Below are 25,871 nucleotides of genomic sequence, written 5' to 3'. Positions count from 1 at the left end.
GGCAAAGCTCTTGTGGTCGTCAGATCTTCGGTGGCCCTGGGTAGCCGCAGGCGGCCCAGGCTTCCGGCCGTTCATACCAGGCCATCTGCAGCAATTGCAGCAACGAGGCGTGGCCCATGCGCAGCAGGTTCAGCGAACTGTCCTGCCAGCGTTGCAGAAACGCGTTGATCTGCTCGCTGCTGGCTTGCTGCCAAGCGCCCCACACGCCGGTCAGCGGGCCACGGGTCAGCGGCAGGCTGAGTACGTCGAACAGTTGCCGGGTGAGCTTGAGCATTTCTGGCGACAGCGCCGCCAGTTTGTGATCGAGGCTGTGCAGCACCAGCGCCTCGACGGCCTGGGTGCCGGCCAGTACCACCGGGATCAGCGCGCTCAACAGGGGCAGGTCGTCATCCCGCAGTCTGTTGTAACCGGGCGCGGCCGACTGTGCCGTGCAGCCGACCAGGCTGGTGGTGGCGAGGAAGGCGCTGGCGCCCAGGCTGAAGCGGAGCAAGTCGCGACGCTGCATGGGCTTGGGCTCAGCGGATGAACAGCTTGTAGACCAGGCGCTGCAAGGCCTTGCCATACGGTGGGTAAATCAGGCGTGCAGCGTTCAGGCGCTGTTTGGCCAGAACGGCCTTGGCCTTGCTGAAGGTCAGAAAACCCTCGTGGCCGTGGTAATGGCCCATGCCGGAAGGCCCGATGCCGCCAAAGGGCAGGTCGTCCTGAGCCACATGCAGCAGGGTGTCGTTCAGGCACACGCCGCCGGAGTGGCTGTGACTCAGCACGTGTTCCTGTTCGCTGCGGTCGTAGCCGAAGTAGTAAAGGGCCAGTGGGCGAGGGCGCTGGTTGATGTAGGCCAATGCCTGGTCGAGGCTGTCGTAGGGCACCAGCGGCAGCAGCGGGCCGAAGATTTCGTCTTGCATCACCTGCATCTCGTCGTTCACGTCCAGCAGCAGGTGAGGGGGCAGGCGTCGGCCCTGGCGCGGCTCGCCTGGGTAGAGGTCGAGCACCTGGGCGCCTTGGTCGCGGGCGTCGTCCAGCAGGTGCTGCAGGCGCTGCAACTGCCGCGGGTTGATGATGGCGGTGTAGTCGGGGTTGTCGGCGATACGCGCGAACAGGCGGTGGACGGCCGACTGGTAAGCGTCACTGAAGGCCCCCAGCCGCTCGCGCGGTACCAGCACGTAGTCGGGGGCTACGCAGGTTTGGCCGGCGTTCAGGGTTTTGCCGAAGGCGATGCGCTCGGCCGCGCTGTCCAGGGGCACGCTGGTCGAGACGATGGCCGGGGATTTGCCGCCAAGCTCCAGGGTGACTGGGGTCAGGTTGTGCGCCGCGGCCAGCATCACCTGGCGGCCGACGCTGGTTGCACCGGTGAACAGCAGGTGGTCGAACGGCAGGCGGGCAAAGGCCTGGGCAACCTCGACCTCACCCAGCACGACGCTGACCAGGTCTTCGGGGAACACGCGCGCCAGCAACTGCTGGAGAGCCAGGGCGCTGGCGGGCGTTGCTTCGCTGAGCTTGAGCATGACCCGGTTGCCGGCGGCCAGGGCACAGGTCAGCGGGCCAATGGCCAAAAACAGCGGGTAGTTCCACGGCACGATGATGCCGACTACACCCAGTGGTTGATAGCGCACCTGCGCGCTGGCGGGCTGGAAGGCCAGGCCGACGCGGCGCCGGCTGGCGCGCATCCAGCGTCGCAGGTGCTTTTCGGCGTGGCGCAGGCCCTGGACCGAGGGCAGCAATTCAGCCAGCAAGGTTTCATCGGCGCTGCGCCCGTCAAAGTCTTGATCGATGGCTTCGATCAGCTGCGTTTGCTCGGCCAGCAGTGCTTCGCGCAGGCTCTTCAGCCATTGCCGGCGCTGGGCTGCCGGGGGGGCGGGGTTAACCGCAAAGGCCAGGCGTTGGGCGGCGAACCTCGCCGTCAGGTCGAGGTCGGAATGCACAGGAGGCACGTCAACGGGCGAGGTCATATCGGCTCGAATCCGGGCAGGAAATCCCTAGAGCCTATACTCTAATCCGAACGATCGTGCGAATTTTTCGTTGGCGTCGAGCGGTGTATTCCACACCGGATACGCCTTAAGATGGCCCTTTGATCAAGGCCCGCAGACTGGGAGCTGAGCATGGCCCCGCGCATGAAGACCCGAGAGCGCATCGTGCAGAACAGCCTGGAGCTGTTCAACCAGCAGGGCGAACGTAGCGTCAGTACCAACCACATTGCCGCGCACATGGAAATTTCGCCCGGCAACCTGTATTACCACTTCCCCAACAAGCAGGCGATCATCGCCCTGTTGTTCAGCCAGTACGAAGAGCTAGTGGACAGCTTCTTGCGCCCGCCTCAAGGGCGTTGCGCCACGGTGGAAGATAAACGTTTCTACCTCAAGGCCCTGCTCGCGGCGATGTGGAACTACCGCTTCCTGCACCGCGACCTGGAGCACCTGCTGGACAGCGACCCCGAGCTGGCCGCCCGTTACCGGCGGTTTTCCGAGCGCTGCCTGCGTCAGGGCCAAGCGATTTACCGTGGCTTCGTCGACGCCGGGATCCTGGCCATGGCGCCAGCGCAGATCGAGTCGCTGACCATCAACGCCTGGATCGTCCTGACGTCTTGGGTGCGCTTTCTCAGCACCACGCGCGAGCATTCCGCGCACCTGGGTGAAGAAGCCTTCAAGCGGGGCGTCTATCAGGTGTTGGTGCTGGAGCTCGGCTTTGTCACCGCCGATGCCCGCAGCGCTGTGGATGCGCTGTGCCAGGAATTCCACGTACCCTTCAACCAGGCCTTGGAACTGTAAACCAGGGCTCGAGTGCTATCGATCAGGAGATTGTCATGCCCCTTGCGCAATTGATCACCCCGGAAGATTTGGCCGAGCGTCTGGGCTCGCCCGATTTGGTGATCCTCGACTGCCGCTTTGCCCTCGAGGATGTGGATTATGGCCAACGCAGCTATGCCGAGGGGCATATTGCCGGGGCCCACTTCGCTGACCTGGAGCGCGACCTCAGCGGCCCGATAAGCAAGGGGCGTACGGGGCGCCACCCGTTGCCCGATGCGGCGCGGCTGGTCGAGCGTCTGCGTGAGTGGGGCTTGGACAATGACAGCGAGGTGGTGCTGTACGACGACGGCCCGGGTGCGTTTGCTGCTCGCGCCTGGTGGTTGCTGGCCTGGCTGGGCAAGCGCAGCGGCGTGTCGATTCTCGATGGCGGGCTCAAGGCATGGCATGCGGCGCACCTGCCGCTGAGCCTGGACCCACCGCTCAAGCGCGAAGGCACCTTCAAGGGCGAAGCGGACAGCAAGCTGCTGATCGATGCCGAGCACCTGGCCAAGCACCTGGGCGATGCCGAGCTGACGCTGATCGACGCCCGCGCGCTGGCGCGCTTCCGGGGTGAAGTCGAGCCGATCGACCCGGTCGCCGGGCACATCCCTGGCGCGCAGTGCGCGGCGTTCACCGACAACCTCGGGGCGGACGGGCGTTTCCTGCCGGCCGAAGCGCTCAAACAACGGTTCGCAGAAAAGCTGGCCGGGCGCTCGCCGGAGCACCTGGTGGCCTACTGTGGCTCGGGCGTGACCGCTTGCCACAACCTGTTTGCCTTGGCATTGGCGGGCTATCCACTGGGGCGGCTGTATGCGGGGTCGTGGAGCGAATGGATCAACAACCCGGCGCACGGGGTGGCTACCGGGGATTGACCTGGGCCGCCACTAAGCGCCCTCTACCAGCCACTGCGGAATCCGCCGCTCCAGGTAATACCCCGGGTTGCGCAGGCTGCCCTCGACAAAGCCCACATGGCCGCCGCGGTTGTGCAGTTCAAAGTGCGTCTGCGGCGCCAGTTCGCTGGCCAGCGGCAAGCTGTGGCTAGAGACGAACGGGTCGTCGCTGGCGTGGATGATCAGGGTTGGGGTGCGATTCTCGCCCAGGAAGAAGCGGCTCGATGAGCGCCGGTAGTAGTCGTGCGCATCGTTGAACCCGTTCAGCGGTGCGGTGACCTTGCCGTCGAAGTCCCAGAAGGTACGCAGGTTGGTCAGCGGCCCCAGCCGTTGCAGCGCCGCCAGCCGCTCATGCTGGCCCTTCTCATGAAAATGCCGCTGCTTCAGTTGCACATAGGCCAACATCTCGCGCATGAAGTGCGCCTGGTAAACCTTCGAAAAGCCTTGGCCGATGCGGTCGGCACACTGGTCTAGGCGAAACGGCACCGACACCGCGACCGCCGCTTCCAGCTGGCTGGCCGACCCGCTTTCGCCCAGGTACTTGAGCAACACATTGCCACCCAACGAATAACCCACCGCGAAAAGCGGCGCCAATGGGCGCTGGGCGCGCAGGTGGGCGACGATTTCTGCCAGGTCTTCGCTGGCGCCGGAATGGTAGCTGCGCGGCAGCAGGTTCGGCTCGCCCGAGCAACCGCGCCAGTTCACCGCCACACTGGCCCAGCCGCGGCCCTGCAGGGCTTGCTGCAAGCCTTTGACGTAGGGCGAGTGGGAGGAACCGGTGAGGCCATGCAGGACCAGCACCAACGGTGCATCCGGTTGGTGCGGGCCGTGCCAGTCGAGGTCGATGAAATCGCCATCGGCCAGCCACAGCCGCTCGCGGTCGCGTTGCAGTTCGGGCAGCTTGCGCCAGAGCGGCCCCCACAAGGTTTGCAGATGGGGGTTGGACAGGCCGACGGCCGGGCGGAACGTGGCAGTGAAACTGGGCATGCTGGGCAACTCGTGATGTGCCTGCCTAGAGTGCCATGAAACGCCGCCGCTGTACCTGCGCTATTGGTCGGAGGCCGGCAGTGGTTGCTGATCGGCAGCCGGGCCAACACTGACAAGTACCCTGCGCGTCAGGTCGAACCTGCGTTGCATGACGTCGCGGACCGCCGCTGGAGTCAGCTCGGCCAAGCGCTCGTTATACGTGTTCAGGTGATCGGCAGGTTGGCGTTCCTGGGTGGTTTCGGTCAGCAGCTCGGCCAGGCGTTTGTTCTGCGCAACCGTACGCAACAACTGGCCTGCCAGCTGTTGGCAGGCCAGTTGCAGTTCGGCCTCGGTCGGCCCGTGCAGCACCAAGTCGTGTAGCAAAGCTTCTACCAGGGCTTGCGAGCTTTTCACGTAGGGCGGGGCAATCTCCCACTCGATAGCAAAGAGCCCTCCAACACGCTTGGGCACCAGCTGGCTGTAGATGTCGTAGGTCAAGCCTCGGTGTTTGCGCAGCGCTTTCATCAAGCGGGAGTCGGACCCCACACTCAGCACCTCGCAGGCCAACTTCAGGGCAAGGTACTCAGGGTCGTTGGCCGGTACGTCGATTGGCAGCGCAAAAAGAACCGCGTTGCCTGCCCCGGCCTGCTCGATGTTGATTGAGGTGCCCGACGTTTGTGGCGCAGCTGGCAGCTCAGCGGCAGCCCAACCTTGGGGCAGTGCCTGGCTGATACGCTGTGCCATGGCCTGCGCCTCGATGCGTGACAGATCCCCGACGACGACCATCTCCAGGTTGGTGGCGGAGTAGGCGCGTCGGTGAAACGCTCTCAGATCAGCGGGCGTGACTGCGTCGAGCGCTTGCGCAGTGCTGCCTTGTGGCTGGCCGTAGGGGTGGCCGCTGAAGAGGTGGCGATAAGCTTCGCTGCGCGCTCTGTGCACCGGCTGCCTGGCGCGGGCTGCGTCATGCAGCACCAGCTGGCGTTTGACCTTCTCCAGGGCTGGCGCGGGGAAGGCCGGTTGTGTGGCCAAGCTGGTGAACAGCTCGATGGCAGGGTCGAGCAGTGCTTTGGTACTGACACTGCGCAGGCTCAGGGTCGCGTAATCATGGCGTATCTGCTTTTCAACCACCGCACCGAGCCGCTCGATACGTTGCGCATGCTCGGCGGCATTGAAGCGCAGGCTGCCCTCGTCGAGCATGTACAGCGTCAGGGCCGCCAGGCTGGGTGGGTCAACCGAGGCAGTGCCGGCGTTAAAGCGCAGCACCACATCGACGATAGGCAAGCCGCGGGCTTCGACGAACGTGACGCCTGTTCCCGCGTCGGTTCTCCAGGTGTGTACCTCGGTGCGGATGGCCTCGCGCTGTTGCAGGTCCAGCCCTTGGGCGGAGAGTAGGCCGCCGTAGATGCCATGTGCCGTCAGAGGGGGCGATATCCTGTCATTCATGGGCGCGCTCCTTGTCGTGCATGTAGGTGATCGCTGTGCGAGGCGCTGTCAGGTAGGCGACGGCGGCCTGGTGCACCTGTTCGGCCGTCACGGCTTCGAGGGTGGCTCGTTCATCATCCAGCGTTATGGGGTCCAACCCGCAGGCCGCCTGCCTGCCGATGGCATGTGCTTGCTCAGCGATGGCGTCCCGGGCAAACAGTTGCCTGGCGAGGAGGCGTGCCTTGGCGCGTTGCAGCGTCTCGGTGCTGGGCGGCTGCTGACGAAAGCGTTCGATTTCAGCCAACAGTCTGTCGGCCGCAGCCTCGGGCGTGACGTGCGCGCTACAGAAGGCGTAGAACGTCAGCAGGCTGTCGCCGCGCCGATACGGTTCGTAAGTGGCCTTCAGGCCTTGCAGCACCTGTTCGTCTATCACCAGCAGGCGGCGGAGCGCGGCGGCGTGGCCTTCGCTGAGGAGATCGGGCAGCAGCCGCAATGCATGAGCTTGCGCGTTGGACGTGGCGGTGCGTTGGCTGGGCAGGTTGAAACTGAGGATCACGCCAGGCCTCAGGCCTTGCAGGTGCACTGTTTGAGAGCGGCGCGTCAGTTCGGCATCCTCGACGGGCGTTTGACGGGGTGGCAGGCGATGGGCGGGGATCACGGCAAAGTGCCGCGCTACCAGTGCCTGCAGTGGCTGTAGCCCGATATCGCCGACGACTGACAAGGTCGCGTTGTTTGGGTGATACCAGGTCTGGTACCAGGTACGCGCCGCCGCGGGCGTCATGCCGCGGAGGTCGGCGGGGTGGCCGATCACCGGCGTTGCATAGCGGCTGTTGCCGTGGGCCAGCAACTGGTGCTGCTCCATCGCGAGGGCCAAGGGGTTGTTGTCGATATCGACGCGCCGCTCAGCCATCACCACTGCCAGTTCGCGGGCAAAGGGCGCATCGCTGAGCGTGGCAGTGGCCATGGTGTCGGCCATGGCTTCCAGTGCAATCTCCAGCCGGCTGACGGGCAAGGTCAGTGGAAACACAGTGGCGTCTTCCAGCGTGAACGCATTCGGGTCTCCGCCGAGGCGGGTCATCAGCGTCGAGTATTGCCCGCTGGCCAGCTTGCTGCTGCCCTCGAACAGCAGATGCTCCAGGGCATGGGACAGGCCGCTGTGGCCGTCAGGCTCGTCGATGGAGCCTACGTGGTACCACAGCTGCACGCTGACGAGCGGGGCGCGACGGTCTTCGCGCAGGTAGACGCGCAGGCCATTGGCGAGGGCAAAGGACTGTACCGACGGTGTCGGCTTTGGCGGTTCGGTCATGGTTGAAGTGCTCCAGCAAGAAACGAAGGAGCAGCTTCAGCCAGGGGGCCGGTTGCTGTGCGGTAGCTAAATATGCCAACGCTTTACGCTGACAATGTACGCCGGCCTGATGGCAGGTGATCAGCCACGCTGCCAGAGCGCGTAATGCACCTGACCGGTCTTTTTCTCCCGGTGCAGGCGCCAGTTGCCCGGCAGTTGCAAGGCCGAGGGTGCGGTCTCGCTCTCGGTGTAGATCCATGCCTGTTCCCGCAGCCACTGGTTCTGTTCCAGCAGGTTGCAGGTGTTGGCCAGCAGGTCCTGGTGGAACGGTGGGTCGAGGAACACCACGTCGAACTGCTGCTTGGCCGGGTTCTGCAGGTAGCGCAGCGCGTCGGTTTGCAGAATTTGCCCGCGTGGGCAGCGCAGCAGCTCGAGGTTGTCCTTGAGGTTGCTGATGGCGGCGGGGTTGCTGTCCAGTGCCACGGCGTCTTCGGCGCCGCGCGACAAGGCTTCCAGCACCAGCGCGCCGCTGCCGGTGAAGGCGTCCAGTACGCGGGCGCCTTCGATGTAGGGCGCGAGCCAGTTGAACACGGTTTCGCGCACGCGATCAGGCGTTGGCCGCAGGCCGTCGCCTTCAGGCACCGCCAGGCGGCGGCTGCGCCACTCGCCGGCGATGATGCGCAGGTGGCCCTGGCCCTTGCTGTGGCCCGGTTGAGGGCGGGCGGGAGGGGTGGATCTTGGCATTAGTGCTCCGGTACGCCGAGCGGTTGCTCGGAAGGCTTGTCAGTGGGGGCTGGCAGCGGTTTTTGCGGCACCTTGGGGCCCGCGGTGACGATCACCAGTTTATCGGCTGACAGGTGTTTGTTCATGGCGGCCTTGACCTGCTCTACGGTGAGCGCCTGGGACTGCTGCATGAAGTCCTCCAGCCAGGTCAGCGGCAGGTTGTAGAAGCCAATGGCCCCCAGTTGGCCGACGATACTGGCGTTGCTGGCATTGGACAGCGGGAAGCTGCCGGCCAGCTCGCGCTTGGCATCGTCCAGCTCTTGCTGGGTCGGGCCGCTCTTGAGGTAGTCGGCCAGGATGTCCTGGACCAGCTTGAGTGTGCCTTCGCTGAGTTCGGCGCGGGTTTGCAGGTTGATCATGAACGGGCCACGTACCTGCATCGGGCTGAACACCGAGTAGACCCCGTAGGTGAGCCCGCGTTTTTCACGCACTTCGCTCATCAGGCGGGTGCCGAACGCGCCACCGCCGAGGATCTGGTTGCCCAGCGACAGGGCCGGCCAGTCCGGGTCCTGGCGGTCGATACCCAGCTCGGCCAGCATCAGGTGGGTCTGCTTGGACGGGAAGTCGATGTGGGTCAGGCCCGCCTTGGGGTCGGTGGGTTGTGCCGGTGCGGCCAGCGCCGGGCCTTTCGGCAGGCCGGCGGATACCTGGGCGGCGATGGCTTCGGCTTCGGCGCGGCTGAGGTCGCCGACCAGGGCGATGACGGCGTTGCCGGCCGAGTAGGCCTTGGCGTGGAAGGCGCGCAACTGGGCCAGGGTGATGCCGTTGATGCTCTCGGCGCTACCGTCGCTCGGGTGGGCGTACGGGTGGTCGCCGTACAGCTTGCCGAACAGGGCCTTGCCCGCGAGCTTGCCGGGGTTCTGCTTGTCGTATTCGAAGCCGGCCAGCATCTGGTTCTTGATGCGCTTGAGGGCGTCTTCAGGGAAGGTTGGCTTGCCTGCCACTTCAGCGAACAGTTTGAGCGCCGGTTCGCGCTTGTCCTTGGTGCTCAGGCTGCGCAGCGATGCCACGGCCATGTCGCGGTACGAGCCGTTGCCGAAGTCTGCGCCCAGGCCCTCGAAGCCTTCGGCAATGGCGGTCACGTCCTTGCCGGCCACGCCCTCGTTGAGCATGGCGTTGGTCAAGGCGGCCAGGCCTGGCGTGCCGCCGTCCTGGCTGCTACCGGCGGCGAAGGTGACGCGCAGGTCGAACATCGGCAGTTCGCGGGCTTCGACGAACAGTACCCGGGCGCCTTCGGCGGTGTTCCAGTGCTGGATGTTCAGTTGACGTCGGCTGGGGGCCTTGCCGTCCAGCTCGGCCAGCGACTGCAGGGTATTGGCCGGGCGGGCCGCGGTGCTGTCAGCCTTGGCCGCGTTGTCGGCCAGGGCCGGGGCCGTCAATACCGCCGCCAGTGCCAGGGCGCGGATGCCCGTGGCCAGCAGGGTGCGGCGTGGTGCGCTGCGATCACTCATGAGCGGACTCCTCGGGCAATACATGGGCAACGCTCAGGCGTTCGCGGGTGAAATAGGTGCGCGCAGCGTTCTGGATGTCTTGCGGGGTCACGCGCTTGAGCTCGTCCAGCTCGCTGTCGATCAGCTTCCAAGACAGGCCCACGGTCTCCAGCTGGCCGATGGTGGTGGCCTGGCTGCTGATGGAGTCGCGGTCGTAGACCAAGCCGGCGATCACCTGGGCGCGCACGCGTTCGAGTTCTTCGGCGCTGGGTGGCGTGGTCTTGAGTTCTTCCAGCAATTGCCAGATGCCCTTCTCCACGTCGTCCATGGTTTTTTGCTTCTGCACGTTCGGCGTGGCCGAGATCAGGAACAGGCTATCGCCCCGGGTGAAGGCGTTGTAGCTGGACGACGCACCGGCCACCAGTTCCTGGCCGCGCTCCAGGCGGGCTGGCATCCGTGCGCTGTAGCCGCCATCGAGCAGGGCCGAGATCAGGCGCAGGGCATGCACCGTGCGCGGGTCCTTGGCGGTCGGCAGGCCGGGTACGTTGAAGCCGTAGATCAGGCTCGGCAACTGGGTGCGCACGTGTAAGGTCAGCTGGCGTTGGCCGGGTTCGGCCAGCTCAAGCGGCAGCTTGGCAGGCGGCACTGCACGCTTGGGAATGCCGGCGAAGTACTTTTGCGCCAGGCCCTTGACCTCATCGACGGTGACATCGCCGACCACCACCAGGGTGGCATTGTTGGGCGCATACCAGGATTCGTACCAATGGCGCAGCTCTTCGACCTTCATGCGATCGAGGTCGGCCATCCAGCCAATGGTCGGGGTGTGGTAGCCACTGGCCGGGTAGGCCATCGCGCGGAACAGCTCGAACGCCTTGGCATTGGGCTGGTCGTCGGTGCGCAGGCGGCGCTCCTCTTTGATCACCTCTATTTCGCGGCTGAACTCGTCGGCGGGCAGGCGCAGGCTGGCCAGGCGATCGGCCTCCAGCTCAAGGGCCACCGGCAGGCGGTCGCGGGCCAGCACCTGGTAATAGGCCGTGTAGTCGTCGCTGGTGAAGGCGTTCTCTTCCGCACCCAGGTCGCGCAGGATGCGCGAGGCCTCGCCGGGGCCGACTTTGGCGCTACCCTTGAACATCATGTGTTCAAGCGCGTGGGACAGGCCGGTCTGGCCTGGGGTCTCGTAGCTGGAGCCCACCTTGTACCAGATCTGCGAGACCACCACCGGCGCGCGGTGATCTTCGCGCACGACCACTTTGAGGCCGTTGTCGAGGATGAATTCGTGGGTCGGTTGCACATCGGCGGCGAAGGCCGCGAGCGGCAGGCAGAGCGTGCCGAGCAACAGGCCAGCGGCGCGGCGGGCTAGAGCATTCATACGGTGTTTAACCTGTTCGGCGGCCCGCAGGGTTTAGCGTCGGCGGGCCAGGAGGTGCTAGGATACTGATCCGGTTGCCTGGCGACCATGCCTGTCGCCGTTCTGGCCCACAGGACACTAAGACAAAACGTTGCGCATGAACCAGCCGGCTTCAAGATAGTCTGTTCTGCGTATAGAGAATTCCCGATGCGTCATTGCTGGCGCATCGCTACCCTGAGATAGCCGTCCTCCATGTTTGGTTCCAACGACGACAAAAAAGCGCCGGCCGAGTCTGGCGAAAAGAAAGGCCTGTTCAGCTGGTTTCGCAAGAAGCCGCAGCAACCTGTCGCCGAACAGCCGCAAACGCCCGAGCCACAGGCTGAAGCGCCGGTAGCGGCGCAGCCTGCCGTCGAGCAGCCTGCTGTGGCACCGGCCGAGCCGGTGGCCGCACAAGCCCCTGTTGCGCCCGAGCCGCCTCAACCAGTGCCGGCCCTGGCTGATCCTGAGCCTTCTCAGCCTGCCCAGCCCCCTGTGGCGGCGAGCATGCCCGCGAACGCGCAAGCCAGCGCACCGCAGGTCGAGCGCCCAGCACCGGTGGTGACTGCCCCCGAAGCCCCGGTAATTCGTGCCGTTGAGCCGCCTGTCAGCAATCTGGTATTGCCCGTTGCCGAAGAGCCTGTGGCCCTGGTGCCGGACCTTGAGCCCACGGCCCCGCCTGCAATTCCTGAGCGACCAGCGGTCGAGCCCGCCGCGCCGGTGGCAGCCGCACCCCAGCCAGCGCCGGTGGTTGCCGAGCCCGCCCCGGTCGCGGCTCCAGCTCCAGCTCCAGAAGCTCCAGCAGCTCCAGCTCCGGCCCCGGTCGAACCCGAGCCCGTTGCCGCGCCGGTCGCCACTGAACAGTCCAAACCCGGCTTCTTCGCCCGCCTCAAGCAGGGCCTGTCCAAGACCAGCGCCAGTATCGGCGAAGGCATGGCCAGCCTGTTCCTGGGCAAAAAAGTCATCGATGACGACTTACTCGACGAGATCGAGACCCGCCTGCTGACCGCCGACGTTGGCGTTGAAGCGACTTCGGCCATCGTCCAGAACCTGACCCAGAAGGTCGCCCGCAAGCAGCTGGCCGATGCCGATGCGCTGTACAAGTCGCTGCAGGAAGAGTTGGCCGCGCTGCTGCGTCCGGTCGAGCAGCCGCTGAAGATCCAGGCGCAGAACAAGCCCTACGTGATCCTGGTGGTCGGCGTGAACGGCGCCGGCAAGACCACCACCATTGGCAAGCTGGCCAAGAAGCTGCAGCTGGAAGGCAAGAAGGTCATGCTGGCCGCGGGCGACACCTTCCGCGCCGCAGCGGTCGAGCAGTTGCAGGTTTGGGGTGAGCGCAACCAGATCCCGGTAATCGCCCAGCACACCGGTGCCGACTCGGCCTCGGTGATCTTCGACGCCGTGCAGGCCGCCAAGGCCCGTGGCGTCGATGTACTGATCGCTGATACCGCCGGCCGTCTGCACACCAAAGACAACCTGATGGAAGAGCTGAAGAAGGTGCGCCGAGTGATCGGCAAACTCGACGCCGAAGCGCCTCATGAGGTGCTGCTGGTACTCGACGCCGGCACCGGCCAGAACGCCATCAGCCAGGCCAAGTACTTCAACCAGAGCGTCGAGCTGACCGGCCTGGCCCTGACCAAGCTGGACGGCACCGCCAAAGGCGGCGTTATCTTCGCCCTGGCCAAGCAGTTCAGCATTCCGATCCGTTTCATCGGTGTGGGTGAAGGTATCGACGACCTGCGCACCTTCGAAGCTGAGCCGTTCGTCAAAGCGCTGTTCGCCGAGCGAGAGCATCCATGATCCGATTCGAACAGGTTGCCAAGCGCTATCCCAATGGCCATGTAGGCTTGCATGAGCTGAGTTTCCGGGCGCGCCGGGGCGAATTCCTGTTCGTCACCGGGCACTCGGGTGCCGGTAAGAGCACCTTGCTGCGCCTGCTGCTGGCCATGGAGCGCCCGACCAGCGGCAAGCTGCTGCTGGCAGGGCAGGACCTGGGCCAGATCAGCAATGCGCAGATCCCGTTCCTGCGCCGGCAGATCGGTGTGGTGTTCCAGAACCACCAGTTGCTGTTCGATCGCACGGTGTTCAACAACATCGCCTTGCCGCTGCAGATCCTCGGTCTGTCCAAGGCCGAGATCACCAAACGCGTCGACTCGGCGCTGGAGCGTGTTTCGCTGGCCGACAAGGGCGAACTGTTCCCGGCCGACTTGTCCACAGGGCAGCAACAACGGGTCGGTATCGCACGTGCCATCGTCCATCAGCCGGCCCTGTTGCTGGCCGACGAACCCACCGGCAACCTTGACCCGCGCCTGGCCGCAGAGATCATGGGCGTGTTCGAAGACATCAACCGCCTGGGCACCACGGTATTGATCGCCAGCCACGACCTGGCACTGATCGCGCGCATGCGGCATCGCATGCTGACCCTGCAGCGCGGCCGTCTGATCGGCGATGGGGAGGCCGGGCAATGAGCACTACACGTACGCCGAAGGTTTCCGAACGGGTTGCGCCGAAACCCGCGGACCCGCAACCGGCGAAGAAAAAGCGCGACGACGATGACGGCCCAGACTTCCGCACACTGCTGCACGCCTGGCTGGAAAGCCACCGCGCGAGCATGGCCGATAGCTTGCGTCGCCTCGGCAAGCAGCCGATCGGCAGCTTCTTCACCTGCCTGGTAATGGCAGTGGCGTTGAGCATGCCCATGGGCCTGTCGTTGCTGCTGAAGAACGTCGAAAAGCTCGGCGGCTCCTGGCAGCGCGCCGCGCAGATTTCGCTGTACCTCAAGCTCGACGCTGGCAGCAAGGAAGGTGAAGCGCTGCGCGACGAGATCAAGCACATGCCCGGGGTGGCCGACGCGCTGTATGTCAGCCGTGACCAGGCGCTGGAAGAGTTCCAGCAGCAGTCCGGCCTGGGGGAAGCGTTGCGCGAGCTCCCCGAGAACCCGTTGCCTGGCGTGGTGGTAGTGACCCCGACCGAGGTCGACAAGCCAGCACTTGAAGCCTTGCGTCAGCGCCTGTCGGAGCTGCCAAAGGTCGAAGTGGCACAGCTGGACCTGGTCTGGGTCGAGCGCCTGGCGGCAATCCTGAAACTGGGCGATCGCTTTGTCTTCGGCCTGGCTGTCATGCTGATTTCTGCGCTGCTGTTAGTAATCGGTAACACAATTCGTCTACATATTGAAAACCGCCGTACCGAGATCGAAGTGATCAAGCTGGTCGGCGGCACCGATAGCTATGTACGCCGGCCTTTCCTGTACATGGGCGCCTTGTATGGCCTGGGCGCGGGGCTGTTGGCCTGGGGCATCCTGGCATTTGGCCTGAACTGGCTGAACCAGGCGGTCGTCGGGCTCTCCGGGCTGTATGGCAGTGACTTCGCCCTGGGTGGGGTGCCGGCGTCCGATGGTCTGTCGCTCTTGATCGGAGCGGTACTGTTGGGGTATATCGGTGCATGGATCGCGGTCGCTCGCCATTTGAACGAGCTGGCGCCACGATAGTTTTTCCCGTGCCAGCATTGACTTTATTACCGTTTTGGGAACTTGTTTACCGGTTTCCGGTCAATGTTGGCAGCGCCCACAAGGCGCGAGTCTAGTAAGTCGGAGGTTCTTGAATGACCACATCGTTGCAACCTGCCTATGCCCTGGTGCCCGGTGCAAACCTGGAAGCCTATGTGCACACGGTCAACAGCATCCCGCTGCTGACGGTCGAGCAGGAGCGTGATCTGGCCGAGCGTCTCTATTACGAGCAGGATCTCGAGGCCGCTCGGCAAATGGTGATGGCCCACCTGCGTTTCGTCGTACACATCGCCCGTAGCTATGCAGGCTACGGCCTGGCCCAGGCTGACCTGATCCAGGAAGGCAACGTCGGCCTGATGAAGGCCGTCAAACGCTTCAACCCAGAGATGGGCGTGCGCCTGGTGTCCTTTGCCGTGCACTGGATCAAGGCCGAAATCCACGAATTCATCCTGCGCAACTGGCGCATCGTCAAGGTGGCGACCACCAAGGCCCAGCGCAAACTGTTCTTCAATCTGCGCAGCCAGAAGAAGCGTCTGGCCTGGCTGAACAACGATGAAGTTCATCGCGTGGCAGAGAGCCTGGGCGTCGAACCGCGCGAAGTGCGCGAGATGGAAAGCCGCCTGAGTGGTCAGGACATGGCCTTTGACCCAGCGGCGGAAGCCGATGATGACAGCGCGTTCCAGTCGCCTGCGCATTACCTGGAAGACCACCGCTACGACCCGGCTGTACAGCTTGAGGATGCCGACTGGAGCGACAACTCCACCAGCAACCTGCATGAAGCGCTGCAAGGCCTGGACGAGCGCAGCCGTGACATTCTCTACCAGCGCTGGTTGGCGGAAGAGAAGGCGACTTTGCATGAGTTGGCTGACAAGTACAGCGTGTCGGCTGAGCGTATTCGTCAGCTGGAAAAGAATGCGATGAACAAGGTCAAGGCGTTGATCACGGTGTGATTCACGTTGGGCTGTACTTAAAAGCCGCTGGCCTGAAGAGGGTTGGCGGCTTTTTTGTTTGTGTTGGCTTTGCGGGCCCTTTCGCAGCACAAGGCTGCTCCTACAGGTACAGCGCCGGACCTGTAGGAGCAGCCTTGTGCTGCGAAAGGGCCCGCAAAGCCCATCGATGATTCAAAGCCTGCGCGAAGCATCCAGCTGCATCAGGTAGCTAGGCCCACCCAACTGGCTCATCTGCCGCCGAATCCACCCGGCTCGACTGGCCACATAGGCGCTGGGCCGGCTGGCGCTCCATTTGATCGGGCTGGGCAACACCGCAGCCAGTTGCGCGGCCTGTTGCCGATTGAGCCGGCTGGCGTCGACCCCGAAGTGGTAGCGCGCCGCCGCCTGGGCGCCGAACACGCCATTGCCCCATTCAGCGCTGTTCAGGTAGACCTCGAGGATGCGCTCCTTCGACCAGAACAGCTCGATCAGCGCCGTAAACCAGGCTTCCAGGCCTTTGCGGAACCAACTGCGGCCCGACCACAGGAACAGGTTCTTGGCCACCTGCTGGGTCAGCGTGCTGGCCCCGCGAATGTTGCCGCCGCGTTCGTTGTAAGCCAGCGCTGCCTGAATAGCCGGGATGTCAAAACCCCAATGGGTAGCGAACTTCTGGTCCTCACCGGCAATGACTGCGACCTTGAGCTCATCGGAGATGTTATCCCACGGTTCCCAGTCGCGCTGCAGGTCGATGGGCTCGCCATTCAGCCAGGACTCGACCTTGCGCTCGGCCATCAACGCCGTGCCAGGGGGCGGCACCCAACGAAACACCAGCACCAATACGATACTGCCGGCAGCGAACCAGAGCAGGGCGCGAGTGAGGCGGCGGATAAGGGATGGCAGCATGTCGATGGCTTGGCCGGGCGGGTGGAACGGGCCATTATACAGACCCGATACAAGGAGTCGTCCCATGCTTCGCAGCTTCCTCATGCTTGCCGCCTTTTTCGGCTTTACCGGTGTGGCCCTGGGCGCTTTCGCCGCGCATGGGCTGAAAAACCGCCTGACGTCAGACTACCTGGCCATCTTCCACACCGGCGTGACCTATCAGTTGGTGCATGCCCTGGCGATTTTCGGTGTCGCCGTGCTGGCAGCGCATTTGCCAGGGCGACTGGTGGGCTGGGCCGGCGGTCTGTTCGCGCTGGGTATCCTGCTGTTCTCCGGTAGCCTGTACCTGCTGACCCTGACAGGCGTGAGCAAGCTCGGCATCATCACGCCCTTTGGCGGCCTGTGCTTCCTCGCCGGGTGGCTGTGCCTGGGCCTGGCAGCCTGGCGGCTGGGCTGACCGAGTGGTCCACAATCGCGACTAATGGCGTGCACCGCCCTTGGGTAAACGGGGTGTTCGGCGCTAGAATGCGGGCCCCAAAGCACAATGGTGGCCGTGCGCATGCGCATTCAACTGAACGGTGAACCTTACGAACTGCCCGCTGGCGAAAGCGTCGCGGCCCTGCTGACGCGCCTGGACCTCACCGGGCGCCGGGTAGCAGTGGAACTCAACCTGGATATCGTGCCGCGTAGCCAGCACGACAGCACTGCGCTGAACGAAGGCGATCAGGTCGAAGTGGTCCACGCCATCGGCGGCGGCTGATAGCGGCTCGGCGGTTCACACGCAAGCCCAGTAACCTTTTCCCGAGGAACAACGATGAGCAACGTTCGTAGCGATAAGCCCTTTACCCTGGCCGGGCGCACTTTCCAGTCGCGCCTGCTGGTCGGCACCGGCAAATACCGTGACATGGAAGAAACCCGCCTGGCCATCGAGGCCTCGGGTGCCGAGATCGTCACCGTCGCTGTGCGCCGTACCAACATCGGTCAGAACCCGGGCGAGCCGAACCTGCTCGACGTGCTGCCACCCGACCGTTACACCATCTTGCCGAACACTGCGGGCTGCTACGACGCTGTCGAAGCCGTGCGCACTTGCCGGCTGGCCCGTGAACTGCTGGATGGCCACAACCTGGTCAAGCTGGAAGTGCTGGCTGACCAGAAAACCTTGTTCCCCAACGTGATCGAAACCCTCAAGGCCGCCGAAGTGTTGGTCAAGGACGGTTTCGACGTGATGGTCTACACCAGCGACGACCCGATCATCGCCCGTCAGCTGGCCGAAGCGGGCTGTATTGCGGTCATGCCGCTGGCAGGCCTGATCGGTACCGGCCTTGGCATCTGCAACCCCTACAACCTGCAGATCATCCTCGAAGAATCCAAGGTGCCGGTGCTGGTCGATGCTGGCGTGGGTACTGCCTCCGACGCCACCATCGCCATGGAAATGGGCTGCGAGGCGGTGCTGATGAACTCGGCCATCGCCCATGCCCAGCAACCGGTGTTGATGGCTGAAGCCATGAAGCACGCCATTGTGGCAGGTCGCCTGGCCTACCTGGCCGGCCGCATGCCGAAGAAACTCTATGCCAGCGCCTCTTCGCCGCTGGATGGTCTGATCAAGTAAGAGCTCCTGATGACTGAATCGCAAGAAACGCCGATCACCGCCGAAGGCGAAGAGCGCCCACACCGCCGTATCAAGAGCTTCGTGATGCGCGCCGGGCGCATGACTGAAGGCCAGCAACGCGGCCTGGACCAGGGTGGTCCCCTGTTCATCCTGCCCCTGGCCGACAGCCCGGTGGATTACGACCAGGTGTTCGGCCGTTCGGCGCCGCGCACCCTGGAGATCGGTTTCGGCATGGGCCACTCCCTGTTGGAGATGGCCGCTGCCGCGCCTGAGCAGGACTTCATCGGTGTCGAAGTGCACCGTCCGGGTGTTGGCGCGCTGCTCAATGGCGTGCTGACCCAAGGGCTGAAGAACCTGCGGGTGTATGACTGCGATGCCATCGAAGTGCTCAACCGCTGCGTGGCCGACAACAGCCTCGACCGTTTGATGCTGTTCTTCCCGGACCCTTGGCACAAGGCGCGCCATCACAAGCGCCGCATCGTGCAGCTGGAATTCGCAGAGCTGGTACGCCGCAAGCTCAAGCCGGGTGGCGTGTTCCACATGGCGACCGACTGGGAACCGTATGCCGAATACATGCTGGAAGTGATGAGCGCTGCGCCCGGTTACCGTAACCAGGCGGCGGATGGCGCGTATGTGCCACGTCCGCAAGAGCGGCCGATCACCAAGTTCGAGCGCCGTGGTGAGCGCTTGGGGCATGGGGTTTGGGATTTGAAGTTCGAGAAGGTGGATTGATTGGCTGATTTGGCCTTTCAAATCGCTTATGCCTACAAAAGTGCAGGCGAAAAAAAACCGCTTAGAAAAGCGGTTTTTTTATGCAAGCGAAAGGACTGAGTATCCTTCGCTTAGAGCTTCACTGAAAACTCTCCACATTGGAGTGATCATAGGCAGCCTGAATTGGTGCGTCAATGATCAGAAATATCCAGCATCACGTGTGTCTAAGTGGTTAACAGCCTCGGATGGATATTCCACGTATCATCGCGCTGCTCCTGTGTGGATTAACTCAGTGACGGGTTGGGTGATAGAAGAATTCTGCTTTGCGACCCCTTCGACACGGCCTGAGAACCGTGCCGGTGAGCGTCCTCTCGAAGGGTCATTCACCTGGCCACTTCACTGAAAACTCTCCACATAGTTTTCGAAGGCATCGAAGTACCGGTTAGGTGCTGGAAGATTGGCCCGCCAACACGGAGGCCAAGGCATATGAAGCGTTTGCTTGATGCGCTGAGCCGCGTATGGAAACTCATTCGGATCTTGTTTGTACTCAAGTCCGCCAGGGATTTCATGCGTGACCACTTCGACGATTCCCTCTAAGGGATAGCCGAGTGGTCGGGCTGCCCTGGTTTCCGGGGCAGCTTTTAGGGTGCCTTACCCCCGCCGATCAGCCACCACGCCGATCAACACCAGCACCACCAGCAGCACCGGTGCCAACGCATAATTATTGAACTGGCCCAACCCCTTCACCACCCACGGCGTGGCATAGATCAGCGCTGCACCGCTGCCAATCATCACCAGCAGGGCTATGAACGGCACGCGCAGGGCGCCAGCCAGGCTGCCCAGGCGTTGTTCCACCGTGGCTTTGATATCGGTGCCGAACAGCACCAGTAGGCAGCCTACCAAGGCCAGCGAAATCTCCGACAGGTTGCTGCGGCTCCAGCGGGAAGCCGTTGCAAGCAGATCAAGTACCAGATCCATGGGTCATCCTTAGGTCAAGAAATACTGCAGCAGGTCATTGAGGAACAACTGGCCGCGCGGCGTGGCCACCAATCGATCCGGTTCGACCTGCAAAAGGCCCTTTTGTTCGGCCGCGCGACGGGCCTCGGCCAGTTGCGCCAGCGGCAGGCCGGTGCGCTGGGTGAACAGTTCGGCTTCGACGCCATCGGTAAGGCGCAAGGCGTTCATCAGGAACTCGAAGGGCAGCTCGTCCACCGGCAGCCGCTTTTCGCCAGCCTTGAACGGTTTGGCCAGGTTCAGGTAGTCCTTGGGCAGGCGGGTTTTCCAGGTGCGCAGGATGCGCCCGTCGGCGAAGGTCAGCTTGCCGTGGGCCCCCGCGCCGATGCCGATGAAATCACCGAAGCGCCAGTAGTTGAGGTTGTGCTTGGCAGCACGGCCTGGCTGGGCATACGCCGATACTTCGTATTGGCGGTAGCCGTGCTCGGCCATCAGGCTTTGGCCGGCCTCCTGGATATCCCAGAGGATGTCGTCTTCCGGCAGCTCGGGCGGCTGGTTCCAGAACACCGTGTTCGGCTCTACGGTCAGCTGGTACCACGACAAGTGGGTCGGCCCTAGGGCGATGGCCTGGCGCACGTCACCCAGCGCGTCGTCCAGCGACTGGTCGGGCAGGCCGTGCATCAAGTCCATGTTGAAGTTGTCGAACCCGGCGGCGCGCGCCATGTCGGCGGCGCGGATCGCTTCGTCGCCGTTGTGGATACGCCCGAGCGCCTCCAGCTTGGCGGGCTGGAAGCTCTGCACGCCGATGGACAGGCGATTGATGCCCGTCTGCCGGTACGCCTTGAACTTCTCTTGCTCGAACGTACCGGGGTTGGCCTCCAGGGTGATTTCGATGTCCGGCGCGAACGGTATGCGTTGTTCAACGCCACGCAGCAGCCGCCCAAGGGCGTTGGCACTGAACAGGCTCGGCGTGCCGCCACCGAAGAAGATCGAGCTGATCGGGCGGCCTTGTACGGCTGCCAGTTCTTGATCGAGGTCGGTCAGCAGGGCGTCGACATAAGCCTCTTCAGGCAGCTCTGGGCCCGCCGCGTGGGAGTTGAAGTCGCAATAAGGGCATTTGCGTACGCACCACGGGATGTGGATGTACAACGCCAAGGGCGGCAGCACGGCGAAACCAGCCGCACCCGCCGGGTACGGTTGGATGGACAACGTTTCGATCATGCCAGGCCCAGGCGTTGACGCAGCAGGACCATGGCGCGGGCGCGGTGGCTGAGCTGGTTCTTGTCGACAGGGGCGAGGTCCGCGCTCGAGCAATTGCGCTCTGGCACCCAGAACAGCGGGTCGTAGCCAAAGCCGTGCTCACCGCTGGCCTCGAACATAATGCGCCCATGCCACAGGCCTTCGCACAGGATCGGCAGCGGGTCGTCGGCGTGACGCACCAGCGCCAGCACGCAGACGAACTGGGCGCCGCGCTCGGCCTCGGGCACGTCTTTCAGGGCGTCGAGCAGCTTGGCGTTGTTTGCCGCGTCACCCTTGCCATCGGCATAGCGAGCAGAATAGATACCCGGCGCGCCGCCGAGGTAATCCACGGCCAGGCCCGAGTCATCGGCCAGTGCTGGCAGGCCAGAGATGCGCGCGGCATTGCGTGCCTTGAGAATGGCGTTTTCGACGAACGACAGGCCGGTTTCCTCTGGCTCGACCTGGCTGAATTCACCGATCGAGCGCAGCTGTACGGACGCGCCAAGCATGGCCTGGAGTTCCTTGAGTTTGCCGGCATTGTGGCTGGCCAATACGAGTTGCTGGAAATTCATCATTCGCCTGGGAACACTTCCTGGTTGAAGCTGAGAGAGTGACTGATGCCGCCGGTTTCGACATTGATGTCGAAGGTCACGGTTTCTGGCTGTTCGATCTTGAACTGGGCGATGTAGTAAATCGCGCCCTGTTCGGTGATCTGCTTGAAGGACAACGGGCTGCTGCGCCCGGTCAGGTCTTTCACCGTGCCGCTGACGACCGCCAAGGCCGGCTTGCTGGCCTTGATCACGGCAATGTTGAGCACGCCCTGGTTCTTGCTGCGCACCAGGCCCGTGACCGCGGCCACCTCCGGCGTCAGCATGCTCGAGGTGAACGCGCTGTAGTGTACCGTCACGTCGCCAAACACTTCCTTGCGCTCGGGACGGGCGGCATCGGCAGCCAGTACAGGCAGGGCCAGGCACAGGCTGATCAGGAACAGGGCTAGGCGACGCATGGTGCGATTCCTCCGGTGGGCGTCAGACCGCGAGCTGGTGCTCCTGCAGGCCAGGGCTGCTGACGCGATAGATGCCGATCTCACCTAGAAGATTAGGCCATAGCCGGCCGCCCCACCCATTACGGTGCAAGTGGTCGACAGCCAGGCGGTCGAGGACCTTGGCGTGGCGCTCGTGGCACAGTTCTTCAAAGTCGGCGAAGGTGCAGAAGTGGATGTTCGGCGTGTTGTACCAGGTATACGGCATGAAGTCCGAAACCGGCATGCGGCCTTTGGTCGCCAGGTACCAGCGGCAGCGCCAGTGGCCGAAGTTGGGGAAGGTGATGATGCACTGACGGCCCACGCGCAGCATCTCGTCGAGGATGCGGTCGGGGTACTCCACGGCCTGCAGGGCCTGGGTCATGATCACCACATCGAAACTGTTGCTGGCAAAGTTGCCCAGGCCCTTGTCCAGGTCCTGCTCGATGACGTTGACGCCCTTGGCCACGCACGCGGCGATATTGTCGGCGTCGATCTCCAGGCCGTAACCGGTGACCTGCTTGCGGTCACGCAGCGAGGCCAGCAGTTCGCCACTGCCGCAGCCCAGGTCGAGTACCCGGCTGCCGGCGGGAATCCAGTCGTGGATGATTTCCAGATCGGCTCTCATGCTGTCCTCAGATGGCGATGCGGTTCATGTAGTTCGAGAAACCCTGCATGTAGCGAGGTGTGGGGATCAGGAAGGCATCGTGCCCATACGGTGAGTCGATCTCCAGGTAACACACGTTTTTGCGCGCGGCCATCAACGCATCGACGATCTCGCGTGAACGGGCAGGCGAGAAGCGCCAGTCGGTGGTGAACGACATGATGCAGTAGTCTGCCGTGACCGAGGCCAGGGTGGCGGCAAGGTCGCCACCGTGGGCCGCGGCCGGGTCGAAGTAGTCCAGGGCCTTGGTCATCAGCAGGTAGGTGTTGGCGTCGAAACGGCCGGAAAACTCCTCGCCCTGATAGCGCAGGTAGCTTTCGACCTGGAATTCGACGCTGTGGAAGTCGTAGTTGAGCTTGTCGCTCTTCAGCTCACGGCCGAATTTTTCACCCATCGAATCATCGGACAGGTAGGTGATATGGCCCACCATGCGCGCCAGCATCAGCCCGCGCTTGGGGATCACGCCCTGGTCCTGGAAGGAACCGCCGTGGAACTCCGGGTCGGTGAGGATGGCTTGGCGCGCTACTTCGTTGAAGGCAATGTTCTGTGCCGAGAGCTTGGGCGCCGAGGCGATATCGACGCAGTGCCGCACGCGGTCCGGGTAGGTGATGGTCCATTGCAGCGCCTGCATGCCGCCAAGGCTGCCGCCCACGATGGCCGCCCACTGGCCAATGCCCAGGCGGTCAGCCAGGCGTGCCTGGCTGTGCACCCAGTCTTCCACGGTCAGCACCGGGAAGTCGGCGCCATAGGGCTTGCCGGTAGCCGGGTTGAGGCTGCTCGGGCCAGTACTGCCATTGCAGCCGCCGAGGTTGTTCAGGCTGACCACGAAGAAACGGTTGGTGTCGATTGGCTTGCCGGGACCGATGCAGCTGTCCCACCAGCCCGGCTTGCGGTCGGTGGCGGCATGGTAGCCGGCGGCATGGTGGTGGCCGGACAAGGCATGGCAGATCAGCACGGCATTGCTGGCGCTGGCGTTCAGGGTGCCATAGGTCTCGTAGACCAGCTCGTAGCTGGCCAGCGAGCGGCCACAGGCCAGGGCCAGCGGTTCTTCGAACCGGGCTGTTTGCGGTGTAACCAGACCGACGGAATCTTCGGGAAGGACAGTGGACATCGACCCTGCTCACGCTTGACGGAGGCGTAAGTCTAAAGAGCGCTACCCCCTGCGGCAAGCAAAGGCTTGCCGCAGGGGGGCGTCGATGTTCAAGGGCGTTGGATCAGATCATCCGCCACAGTTCTTGAGGCATGCCGGCATAGGCAGCCAGCGGCGGCATGACGAACGACTGGATCACCTGGATCGCCAGGAAGGCGAAGATGGGCGAGATGTCCATGCCGCCCAGGTTAGGCACCAGGCGGCGGAACGGTGCCAGCACCGGTTCGCTGATCTGGTAGGCCAGCTCCGCCGCCGGGTTGTGGCTGTTGGGCGCGACCCAGGAGACGATCACCATGACGATCATCGCCACCCAGAAGATCTTCAGGAACAGCGAGGTGATGCCGATGATGGCCCACATCAGCAGGTGCAGCACGTCACCGAAGGTGCCGTAGGTGACCATCAGCACGAAGCCCATCAGCAGCGCCTGAATGACCACCGCCAGCAGCAGCGACGAGGTGTCCAGGCCGCCAACGCTGGGGATCACCCGGCGAATCGGCTTGAGCAGCGGCTGGGTGGCGCGTACCGCGAACTGGCACAGTGGGTTGTAGAAGTTGGCCTTGACCAGTTGCAGCACGAAGCGCAGCAGGACGATCACCAAGTACAGGCTGACCAGGGTTTGCACCACGAAGATCGCGGCGCCAGACAGTGCATTCATCTAAAGCTCCTTATTTGCCCAGTTGTTCGGCCAGCTCGGCGGAGCGCGTCGCTGCGGCCTGCAGCGCTTGCTCGACGATGGCTTCGAAGCCGTTGGCCTGGAACGACGTGATCGCAGCTTCAGTGGTGCCGGCTGGCGAGGTGACGCGGCGGCGCAGCTCGGCAGCGTCGACATCGCTGGCCACGGCCATGCGCGCCGCGCCCAGCGCGGTCTGCAGGGTCAGCTGGGAGGCGGTTTCGCGAGGCAGGCCGAGCTTTTCGCCTGCGGCAGTCATCGCTTCGATCAGCAGGAAGAAGTACGCCGGCCCGCTGCCGGAGACGGCGGTCACTGCGTCCAGTTGCTGCTCTTGGTCCAGCCACAGGGCAGTGCCCACGGCAGACAGCAGCTGTTCGGCCTGTTGCCGCTGTTCGGCGTTGACTTCTTGGGTGGCGTACAGGCCGCTGACGCCTTGGCGCAGCAGCGCTGGCGTGTTGGGCATGCAGCGCACCACCGGGCGTGGGCCTACCCAGCTCTGCAGGCTGGCGCAGGTGATACCGGCGGCGATGGAAACAATCAGCTGGCCTTCCTGCAGGTGAGCTTGCAGGGCTTGGCAAACGGCCTTCATGACTTGCGGCTTGACCGCCAGCACGATCACGTCGGCGCCAGCGATTGCCTGGGCATTGTCTTCGAAGGTTTCGATGCCGTGCTCGGCCTGGATGCGGTTACGGGTCTCGGCGCCCGGGTCGCTGGCGCGGATCTGCGAAGCCTCCAGGCCCTGGGCACGCAGGCCGCCGATCAGGCTGGCGGCCATGTTGCCGGCGCCGATAAAGGCAATACGTGTCTTGCTCATGTCAGGTCCTTGTGGGAAAGAGTGAGTAAAGCATGGAATCAGACGGGCCCGTAGTCGCGGGCACCGAACAGGGCGGTGCCGATACGTACCCAGGTCGCTCCCTGGGCAATCGCCGCCTCCAGGTCGTGGCTCATGCCCATGGACAAGGTGTCCAGGCCAAGGCCTAGGCGCTGCTGCAAGGTGCGCAGGCTGGCAAAAGCGGCCTCTTGGGCGGCGCGGTCATCGGTGGGCTCCGGGATGGCCATCAACCCGCGCAGGCGCAGATTGGGCAGTTTCGCGACGGCCTCGGCCAGCGCTGGCAGGTCGGCCGGTGCGCAGCCGGACTTGCTGTCTTCGCCACTGACATTCACCTGCAGGCAGATGTTCAGCGGTGCCAGTGCTGCAGGGCGCTGTTCCGAGAGGCGTTGGGCGATCTTCAGGCGGTCCACGGAATGTACCCAGTCGAAATGCTCGGCAATGGCTTTGGTCTTGTTCGACTGAATGGGGCCGATGAAGTGCCAGATCAAGGGCAGGTCGCGCAACGCTTCCTGCTTGGTCAGGGCTTCCTGCAGGTAGTTTTCGCCGACATCGCGTACGCCAGCGGCGTAGATTTCACGGATGGCGCTGGCAGGCTTGGTTTTGCTCACAGCCAGCAACTGGATGCTGGCCGGGTCTCGCCCAGCGGCCTGGGCGGCGCTGGCGATGCGGGCGGCAAGGGCGGATAGGTTGTCTGCTATGGTGGACATGGATCGATGCCGGCGGCGAAAGGGTCTGCGGCATTCTACCTGCTTGATCGCCTTTGGG

At 63.8% G+C, this 25,871-nt stretch carries 28 protein-coding genes; 10 read left to right on the top strand and 18 right to left on the bottom strand.

What is annotated here, in order from left to right:
• Window positions 1–19: 19 nt before the first annotated feature.
• Entirely contained in the window at window positions 20–505 is a 486-nt protein-coding gene (locus LOY53_RS25290) for a twin-arginine translocation pathway signal protein (RefSeq protein ID WP_252826147.1), read from the bottom strand.
• A gap of 10 nt (window positions 506–515) precedes the next feature.
• Window positions 516–1,946, bottom strand: coding sequence for a coniferyl aldehyde dehydrogenase (locus tag LOY53_RS25285; protein WP_252826145.1), 1,431 nt, complete (start codon window positions 1,944–1,946; stop codon window positions 516–518).
• Between the two features lie 150 nt (window positions 1,947–2,096).
• On the opposite strand from LOY53_RS25285, the gene LOY53_RS25280 reads away from it, so the two are divergent.
• Together LOY53_RS25280 and LOY53_RS25275 are read left to right on the top strand one after the other, a co-directional pair.
• Window positions 2,097–2,762, top strand: coding sequence for a TetR/AcrR family transcriptional regulator (locus LOY53_RS25280; RefSeq protein WP_027592319.1), 666 nt, complete (start codon window positions 2,097–2,099; stop codon window positions 2,760–2,762).
• A gap of 35 nt (window positions 2,763–2,797) precedes the next feature.
• The gene (locus LOY53_RS25275; RefSeq protein WP_258703412.1) at window positions 2,798–3,652 is read left to right on the top strand and encodes a sulfurtransferase; all 855 of its coding nucleotides are present in this window, start codon (window positions 2,798–2,800) and stop codon (window positions 3,650–3,652) included.
• A 12-nt stretch (window positions 3,653–3,664) separates the two neighbouring features.
• On the opposite strand, the gene LOY53_RS25270 is transcribed toward LOY53_RS25275, so the two are convergent.
• The 6 genes from LOY53_RS25270 to LOY53_RS25245 form a co-directional block, all read right to left on the bottom strand.
• Window positions 3,665–4,657, bottom strand: coding sequence for a hydrolase (locus tag LOY53_RS25270; protein ID WP_258703411.1), 993 nt, complete (start codon window positions 4,655–4,657; stop codon window positions 3,665–3,667).
• A 60-nt stretch (window positions 4,658–4,717) separates the two neighbouring features.
• The gene (locus LOY53_RS25265; protein WP_258703410.1) at window positions 4,718–6,079 is read right to left on the bottom strand and encodes a pitrilysin family protein; all 1,362 of its coding nucleotides are present in this window, start codon (window positions 6,077–6,079) and stop codon (window positions 4,718–4,720) included.
• Entirely contained in the window at window positions 6,072–7,364 is a 1,293-nt protein-coding gene (locus LOY53_RS25260; protein ID WP_258703409.1) for a pitrilysin family protein, read from the bottom strand. Before LOY53_RS25260 ends, LOY53_RS25265 begins: the two co-directional genes overlap by 8 nt.
• 120 nt (window positions 7,365–7,484) lie before the next feature.
• On the bottom strand, window positions 7,485–8,087 hold the full coding sequence (gene rsmD, locus LOY53_RS25255; RefSeq protein ID WP_027592324.1) for a 16S rRNA (guanine(966)-N(2))-methyltransferase RsmD: 603 nt from the start codon (window positions 8,085–8,087) through the stop codon (window positions 7,485–7,487).
• Window positions 8,087–9,577 (bottom strand): pitrilysin family protein, encoded by a 1,491-nt coding sequence (locus LOY53_RS25250; RefSeq protein ID WP_099455626.1) that lies wholly within the window; start codon window positions 9,575–9,577, stop codon window positions 8,087–8,089. The genes rsmD and LOY53_RS25250 overlap by 1 nt, the downstream gene beginning before the upstream one ends.
• On the bottom strand, window positions 9,570–10,925 hold the full coding sequence (locus tag LOY53_RS25245) for a pitrilysin family protein (RefSeq protein WP_027592326.1): 1,356 nt from the start codon (window positions 10,923–10,925) through the stop codon (window positions 9,570–9,572). Before LOY53_RS25245 ends, LOY53_RS25250 begins: the two co-directional genes overlap by 8 nt.
• A gap of 231 nt (window positions 10,926–11,156) precedes the next feature.
• Here LOY53_RS25245 and ftsY point away from each other — a divergent pair, with 231 nt between their 5' ends.
• The 4 genes from ftsY to rpoH all read left to right on the top strand — a co-directional run bounded on the left by ftsY (window position 11,157) and on the right by rpoH (window position 15,395).
• The gene (ftsY, locus tag LOY53_RS25240) at window positions 11,157–12,740 is read left to right on the top strand and encodes a signal recognition particle-docking protein FtsY (RefSeq protein ID WP_252826136.1); all 1,584 of its coding nucleotides are present in this window, start codon (window positions 11,157–11,159) and stop codon (window positions 12,738–12,740) included.
• Window positions 12,737–13,408, top strand: a complete 672-nt coding sequence (ftsE, locus tag LOY53_RS25235) for a cell division ATP-binding protein FtsE (RefSeq protein WP_027592328.1) — start codon at window positions 12,737–12,739, stop codon at window positions 13,406–13,408. Before ftsY ends, ftsE begins: the two co-directional genes overlap by 4 nt.
• Window positions 13,405–14,427, top strand: a complete 1,023-nt coding sequence (gene ftsX / locus LOY53_RS25230) for a permease-like cell division protein FtsX (protein ID WP_085272240.1) — start codon at window positions 13,405–13,407, stop codon at window positions 14,425–14,427. Before ftsE ends, ftsX begins: the two co-directional genes overlap by 4 nt.
• Window positions 14,428–14,540: 113 nt before the next feature.
• Entirely contained in the window at window positions 14,541–15,395 is an 855-nt protein-coding gene (gene rpoH, locus LOY53_RS25225) for an RNA polymerase sigma factor RpoH (protein ID WP_023378197.1), read from the top strand.
• 171 nt (window positions 15,396–15,566) lie between these two features.
• Here rpoH and mtgA read toward each other — a convergent pair whose 3' ends face one another.
• On the bottom strand, window positions 15,567–16,277 hold the full coding sequence (gene mtgA / locus LOY53_RS25220) for a monofunctional biosynthetic peptidoglycan transglycosylase (RefSeq protein WP_099430693.1): 711 nt from the start codon (window positions 16,275–16,277) through the stop codon (window positions 15,567–15,569).
• 64 nt (window positions 16,278–16,341) lie between these two features.
• Between mtgA and LOY53_RS25215 the strand changes: the two genes are divergently transcribed.
• The 4 genes from LOY53_RS25215 (at window position 16,342) to trmB (ending at window position 18,597) form a co-directional block, all read left to right on the top strand.
• Entirely contained in the window at window positions 16,342–16,713 is a 372-nt protein-coding gene (locus LOY53_RS25215) for a DUF423 domain-containing protein (RefSeq protein WP_099455624.1), read from the top strand.
• Between the two features lie 102 nt (window positions 16,714–16,815).
• The gene (gene thiS, locus LOY53_RS25210; RefSeq protein WP_033693942.1) at window positions 16,816–17,016 is read left to right on the top strand and encodes a sulfur carrier protein ThiS; all 201 of its coding nucleotides are present in this window, start codon (window positions 16,816–16,818) and stop codon (window positions 17,014–17,016) included.
• 54 nt (window positions 17,017–17,070) lie between these two features.
• Window positions 17,071–17,865, top strand: coding sequence for a thiazole synthase (locus tag LOY53_RS25205; protein WP_027592333.1), 795 nt, complete (start codon window positions 17,071–17,073; stop codon window positions 17,863–17,865).
• A 9-nt stretch (window positions 17,866–17,874) separates the two neighbouring features.
• Window positions 17,875–18,597, top strand: coding sequence for a tRNA (guanosine(46)-N7)-methyltransferase TrmB (trmB, locus tag LOY53_RS25200; protein WP_027592334.1), 723 nt, complete (start codon window positions 17,875–17,877; stop codon window positions 18,595–18,597).
• Between the two features lie 630 nt (window positions 18,598–19,227).
• On the opposite strand, the gene LOY53_RS25195 is transcribed toward trmB, so the two are convergent.
• From LOY53_RS25195 to LOY53_RS25155, 9 genes are all read right to left on the bottom strand, one after another.
• A complete protein-coding gene (locus LOY53_RS25195) occupies window positions 19,228–19,554 on the bottom strand; it encodes a DUF3392 domain-containing protein (protein ID WP_258703408.1) in 327 nt (108 codons plus the stop codon).
• A 9-nt stretch (window positions 19,555–19,563) separates the two neighbouring features.
• Entirely contained in the window at window positions 19,564–20,751 is a 1,188-nt protein-coding gene (gene hemW, locus LOY53_RS25190) for a radical SAM family heme chaperone HemW (protein ID WP_258703407.1), read from the bottom strand.
• Window positions 20,748–21,344: an RdgB/HAM1 family non-canonical purine NTP pyrophosphatase gene (rdgB, locus tag LOY53_RS25185; protein WP_099430691.1), complete on the bottom strand. Its 597-nt coding sequence runs from the start codon at window positions 21,342–21,344 to the stop codon at window positions 20,748–20,750. The genes hemW and rdgB overlap by 4 nt, the downstream gene beginning before the upstream one ends.
• Window positions 21,341–21,775: a DUF4426 domain-containing protein gene (locus tag LOY53_RS25180; protein ID WP_252826133.1), complete on the bottom strand. Its 435-nt coding sequence runs from the start codon at window positions 21,773–21,775 to the stop codon at window positions 21,341–21,343. Before LOY53_RS25180 ends, rdgB begins: the two co-directional genes overlap by 4 nt.
• 22 nt (window positions 21,776–21,797) lie before the next feature.
• Window positions 21,798–22,418 (bottom strand): methionine biosynthesis protein MetW, encoded by a 621-nt coding sequence (gene metW / locus LOY53_RS25175; protein WP_008092977.1) that lies wholly within the window; start codon window positions 22,416–22,418, stop codon window positions 21,798–21,800.
• A 7-nt stretch (window positions 22,419–22,425) separates the two neighbouring features.
• Complete coding sequence (locus LOY53_RS25170; protein WP_099430689.1) at window positions 22,426–23,565, bottom strand: homoserine O-acetyltransferase; 1,140 nt, start codon at window positions 23,563–23,565, stop codon at window positions 22,426–22,428.
• A 103-nt stretch (window positions 23,566–23,668) separates the two neighbouring features.
• A complete protein-coding gene (locus LOY53_RS25165; RefSeq protein WP_027592340.1) occupies window positions 23,669–24,259 on the bottom strand; it encodes a YggT family protein in 591 nt (196 codons plus the stop codon).
• A gap of 10 nt (window positions 24,260–24,269) precedes the next feature.
• A complete protein-coding gene (proC, locus tag LOY53_RS25160; RefSeq protein WP_252826132.1) occupies window positions 24,270–25,088 on the bottom strand; it encodes a pyrroline-5-carboxylate reductase in 819 nt (272 codons plus the stop codon).
• 38 nt (window positions 25,089–25,126) lie between these two features.
• Window positions 25,127–25,813 (bottom strand): YggS family pyridoxal phosphate-dependent enzyme, encoded by a 687-nt coding sequence (locus LOY53_RS25155; protein ID WP_099455618.1) that lies wholly within the window; start codon window positions 25,811–25,813, stop codon window positions 25,127–25,129.
• Window positions 25,814–25,871: the final 58 nt, after the last annotated feature.

This window comes from Pseudomonas sp. B21-031, from assembly GCF_024748985.1.
Classification (GTDB): domain Bacteria; phylum Pseudomonadota; class Gammaproteobacteria; order Pseudomonadales; family Pseudomonadaceae; genus Aquipseudomonas; species Aquipseudomonas kermanshahensis.
Note: the sequence above shows the minus strand (reverse complement) of the source record. Positions and strands in the feature narration are given on the sequence as shown.

What these genes read in the sequence shown, in the direction of transcription:
- LOY53_RS25290 (WP_252826147.1), bottom strand. Translation starts at nt 505, where the DNA reads ATGCAGCGTCGCGACTTGCTCCGCTTCAGCCTGGGCGCCAGCGCCTTC.
- LOY53_RS25285 (WP_252826145.1), bottom strand. Translation starts at nt 1,946, where the DNA reads ATGACCTCGCCCGTTGACGTGCCTCCTGTGCATTCCGACCTCGACCTG.
- LOY53_RS25280 (WP_027592319.1), top strand. Translation starts at nt 2,097, where the DNA reads ATGGCCCCGCGCATGAAGACCCGAGAGCGCATCGTGCAGAACAGCCTG.
- LOY53_RS25275 (WP_258703412.1), top strand. Translation starts at nt 2,798, where the DNA reads ATGCCCCTTGCGCAATTGATCACCCCGGAAGATTTGGCCGAGCGTCTG.
- LOY53_RS25270 (WP_258703411.1), bottom strand. Translation starts at nt 4,657, where the DNA reads ATGCCCAGTTTCACTGCCACGTTCCGCCCGGCCGTCGGCCTGTCCAAC.
- LOY53_RS25265 (WP_258703410.1), bottom strand. Translation starts at nt 6,079, where the DNA reads ATGAATGACAGGATATCGCCCCCTCTGACGGCACATGGCATCTACGGC.
- LOY53_RS25260 (WP_258703409.1), bottom strand. Translation starts at nt 7,364, where the DNA reads ATGACCGAACCGCCAAAGCCGACACCGTCGGTACAGTCCTTTGCCCTC.
- rsmD (WP_027592324.1), bottom strand. Translation starts at nt 8,087, where the DNA reads ATGCCAAGATCCACCCCTCCCGCCCGCCCTCAACCGGGCCACAGCAAG.
- LOY53_RS25250 (WP_099455626.1), bottom strand. Translation starts at nt 9,577, where the DNA reads ATGAGTGATCGCAGCGCACCACGCCGCACCCTGCTGGCCACGGGCATC.
- LOY53_RS25245 (WP_027592326.1), bottom strand. Translation starts at nt 10,925, where the DNA reads ATGAATGCTCTAGCCCGCCGCGCCGCTGGCCTGTTGCTCGGCACGCTC.
- ftsY (WP_252826136.1), top strand. Translation starts at nt 11,157, where the DNA reads ATGTTTGGTTCCAACGACGACAAAAAAGCGCCGGCCGAGTCTGGCGAA.
- ftsE (WP_027592328.1), top strand. Translation starts at nt 12,737, where the DNA reads ATGATCCGATTCGAACAGGTTGCCAAGCGCTATCCCAATGGCCATGTA.
- ftsX (WP_085272240.1), top strand. Translation starts at nt 13,405, where the DNA reads ATGAGCACTACACGTACGCCGAAGGTTTCCGAACGGGTTGCGCCGAAA.
- rpoH (WP_023378197.1), top strand. Translation starts at nt 14,541, where the DNA reads ATGACCACATCGTTGCAACCTGCCTATGCCCTGGTGCCCGGTGCAAAC.
- mtgA (WP_099430693.1), bottom strand. Translation starts at nt 16,277, where the DNA reads ATGCTGCCATCCCTTATCCGCCGCCTCACTCGCGCCCTGCTCTGGTTC.
- LOY53_RS25215 (WP_099455624.1), top strand. Translation starts at nt 16,342, where the DNA reads ATGCTTCGCAGCTTCCTCATGCTTGCCGCCTTTTTCGGCTTTACCGGT.
- thiS (WP_033693942.1), top strand. Translation starts at nt 16,816, where the DNA reads ATGCGCATTCAACTGAACGGTGAACCTTACGAACTGCCCGCTGGCGAA.
- LOY53_RS25205 (WP_027592333.1), top strand. Translation starts at nt 17,071, where the DNA reads ATGAGCAACGTTCGTAGCGATAAGCCCTTTACCCTGGCCGGGCGCACT.
- trmB (WP_027592334.1), top strand. Translation starts at nt 17,875, where the DNA reads ATGACTGAATCGCAAGAAACGCCGATCACCGCCGAAGGCGAAGAGCGC.
- LOY53_RS25195 (WP_258703408.1), bottom strand. Translation starts at nt 19,554, where the DNA reads ATGGATCTGGTACTTGATCTGCTTGCAACGGCTTCCCGCTGGAGCCGC.
- hemW (WP_258703407.1), bottom strand. Translation starts at nt 20,751, where the DNA reads ATGATCGAAACGTTGTCCATCCAACCGTACCCGGCGGGTGCGGCTGGT.
- rdgB (WP_099430691.1), bottom strand. Translation starts at nt 21,344, where the DNA reads ATGATGAATTTCCAGCAACTCGTATTGGCCAGCCACAATGCCGGCAAA.
- LOY53_RS25180 (WP_252826133.1), bottom strand. Translation starts at nt 21,775, where the DNA reads ATGCGTCGCCTAGCCCTGTTCCTGATCAGCCTGTGCCTGGCCCTGCCT.
- metW (WP_008092977.1), bottom strand. Translation starts at nt 22,418, where the DNA reads ATGAGAGCCGATCTGGAAATCATCCACGACTGGATTCCCGCCGGCAGC.
- LOY53_RS25170 (WP_099430689.1), bottom strand. Translation starts at nt 23,565, where the DNA reads ATGTCCACTGTCCTTCCCGAAGATTCCGTCGGTCTGGTTACACCGCAA.
- LOY53_RS25165 (WP_027592340.1), bottom strand. Translation starts at nt 24,259, where the DNA reads ATGAATGCACTGTCTGGCGCCGCGATCTTCGTGGTGCAAACCCTGGTC.
- proC (WP_252826132.1), bottom strand. Translation starts at nt 25,088, where the DNA reads ATGAGCAAGACACGTATTGCCTTTATCGGCGCCGGCAACATGGCCGCC.
- LOY53_RS25155 (WP_099455618.1), bottom strand. Translation starts at nt 25,813, where the DNA reads ATGTCCACCATAGCAGACAACCTATCCGCCCTTGCCGCCCGCATCGCC.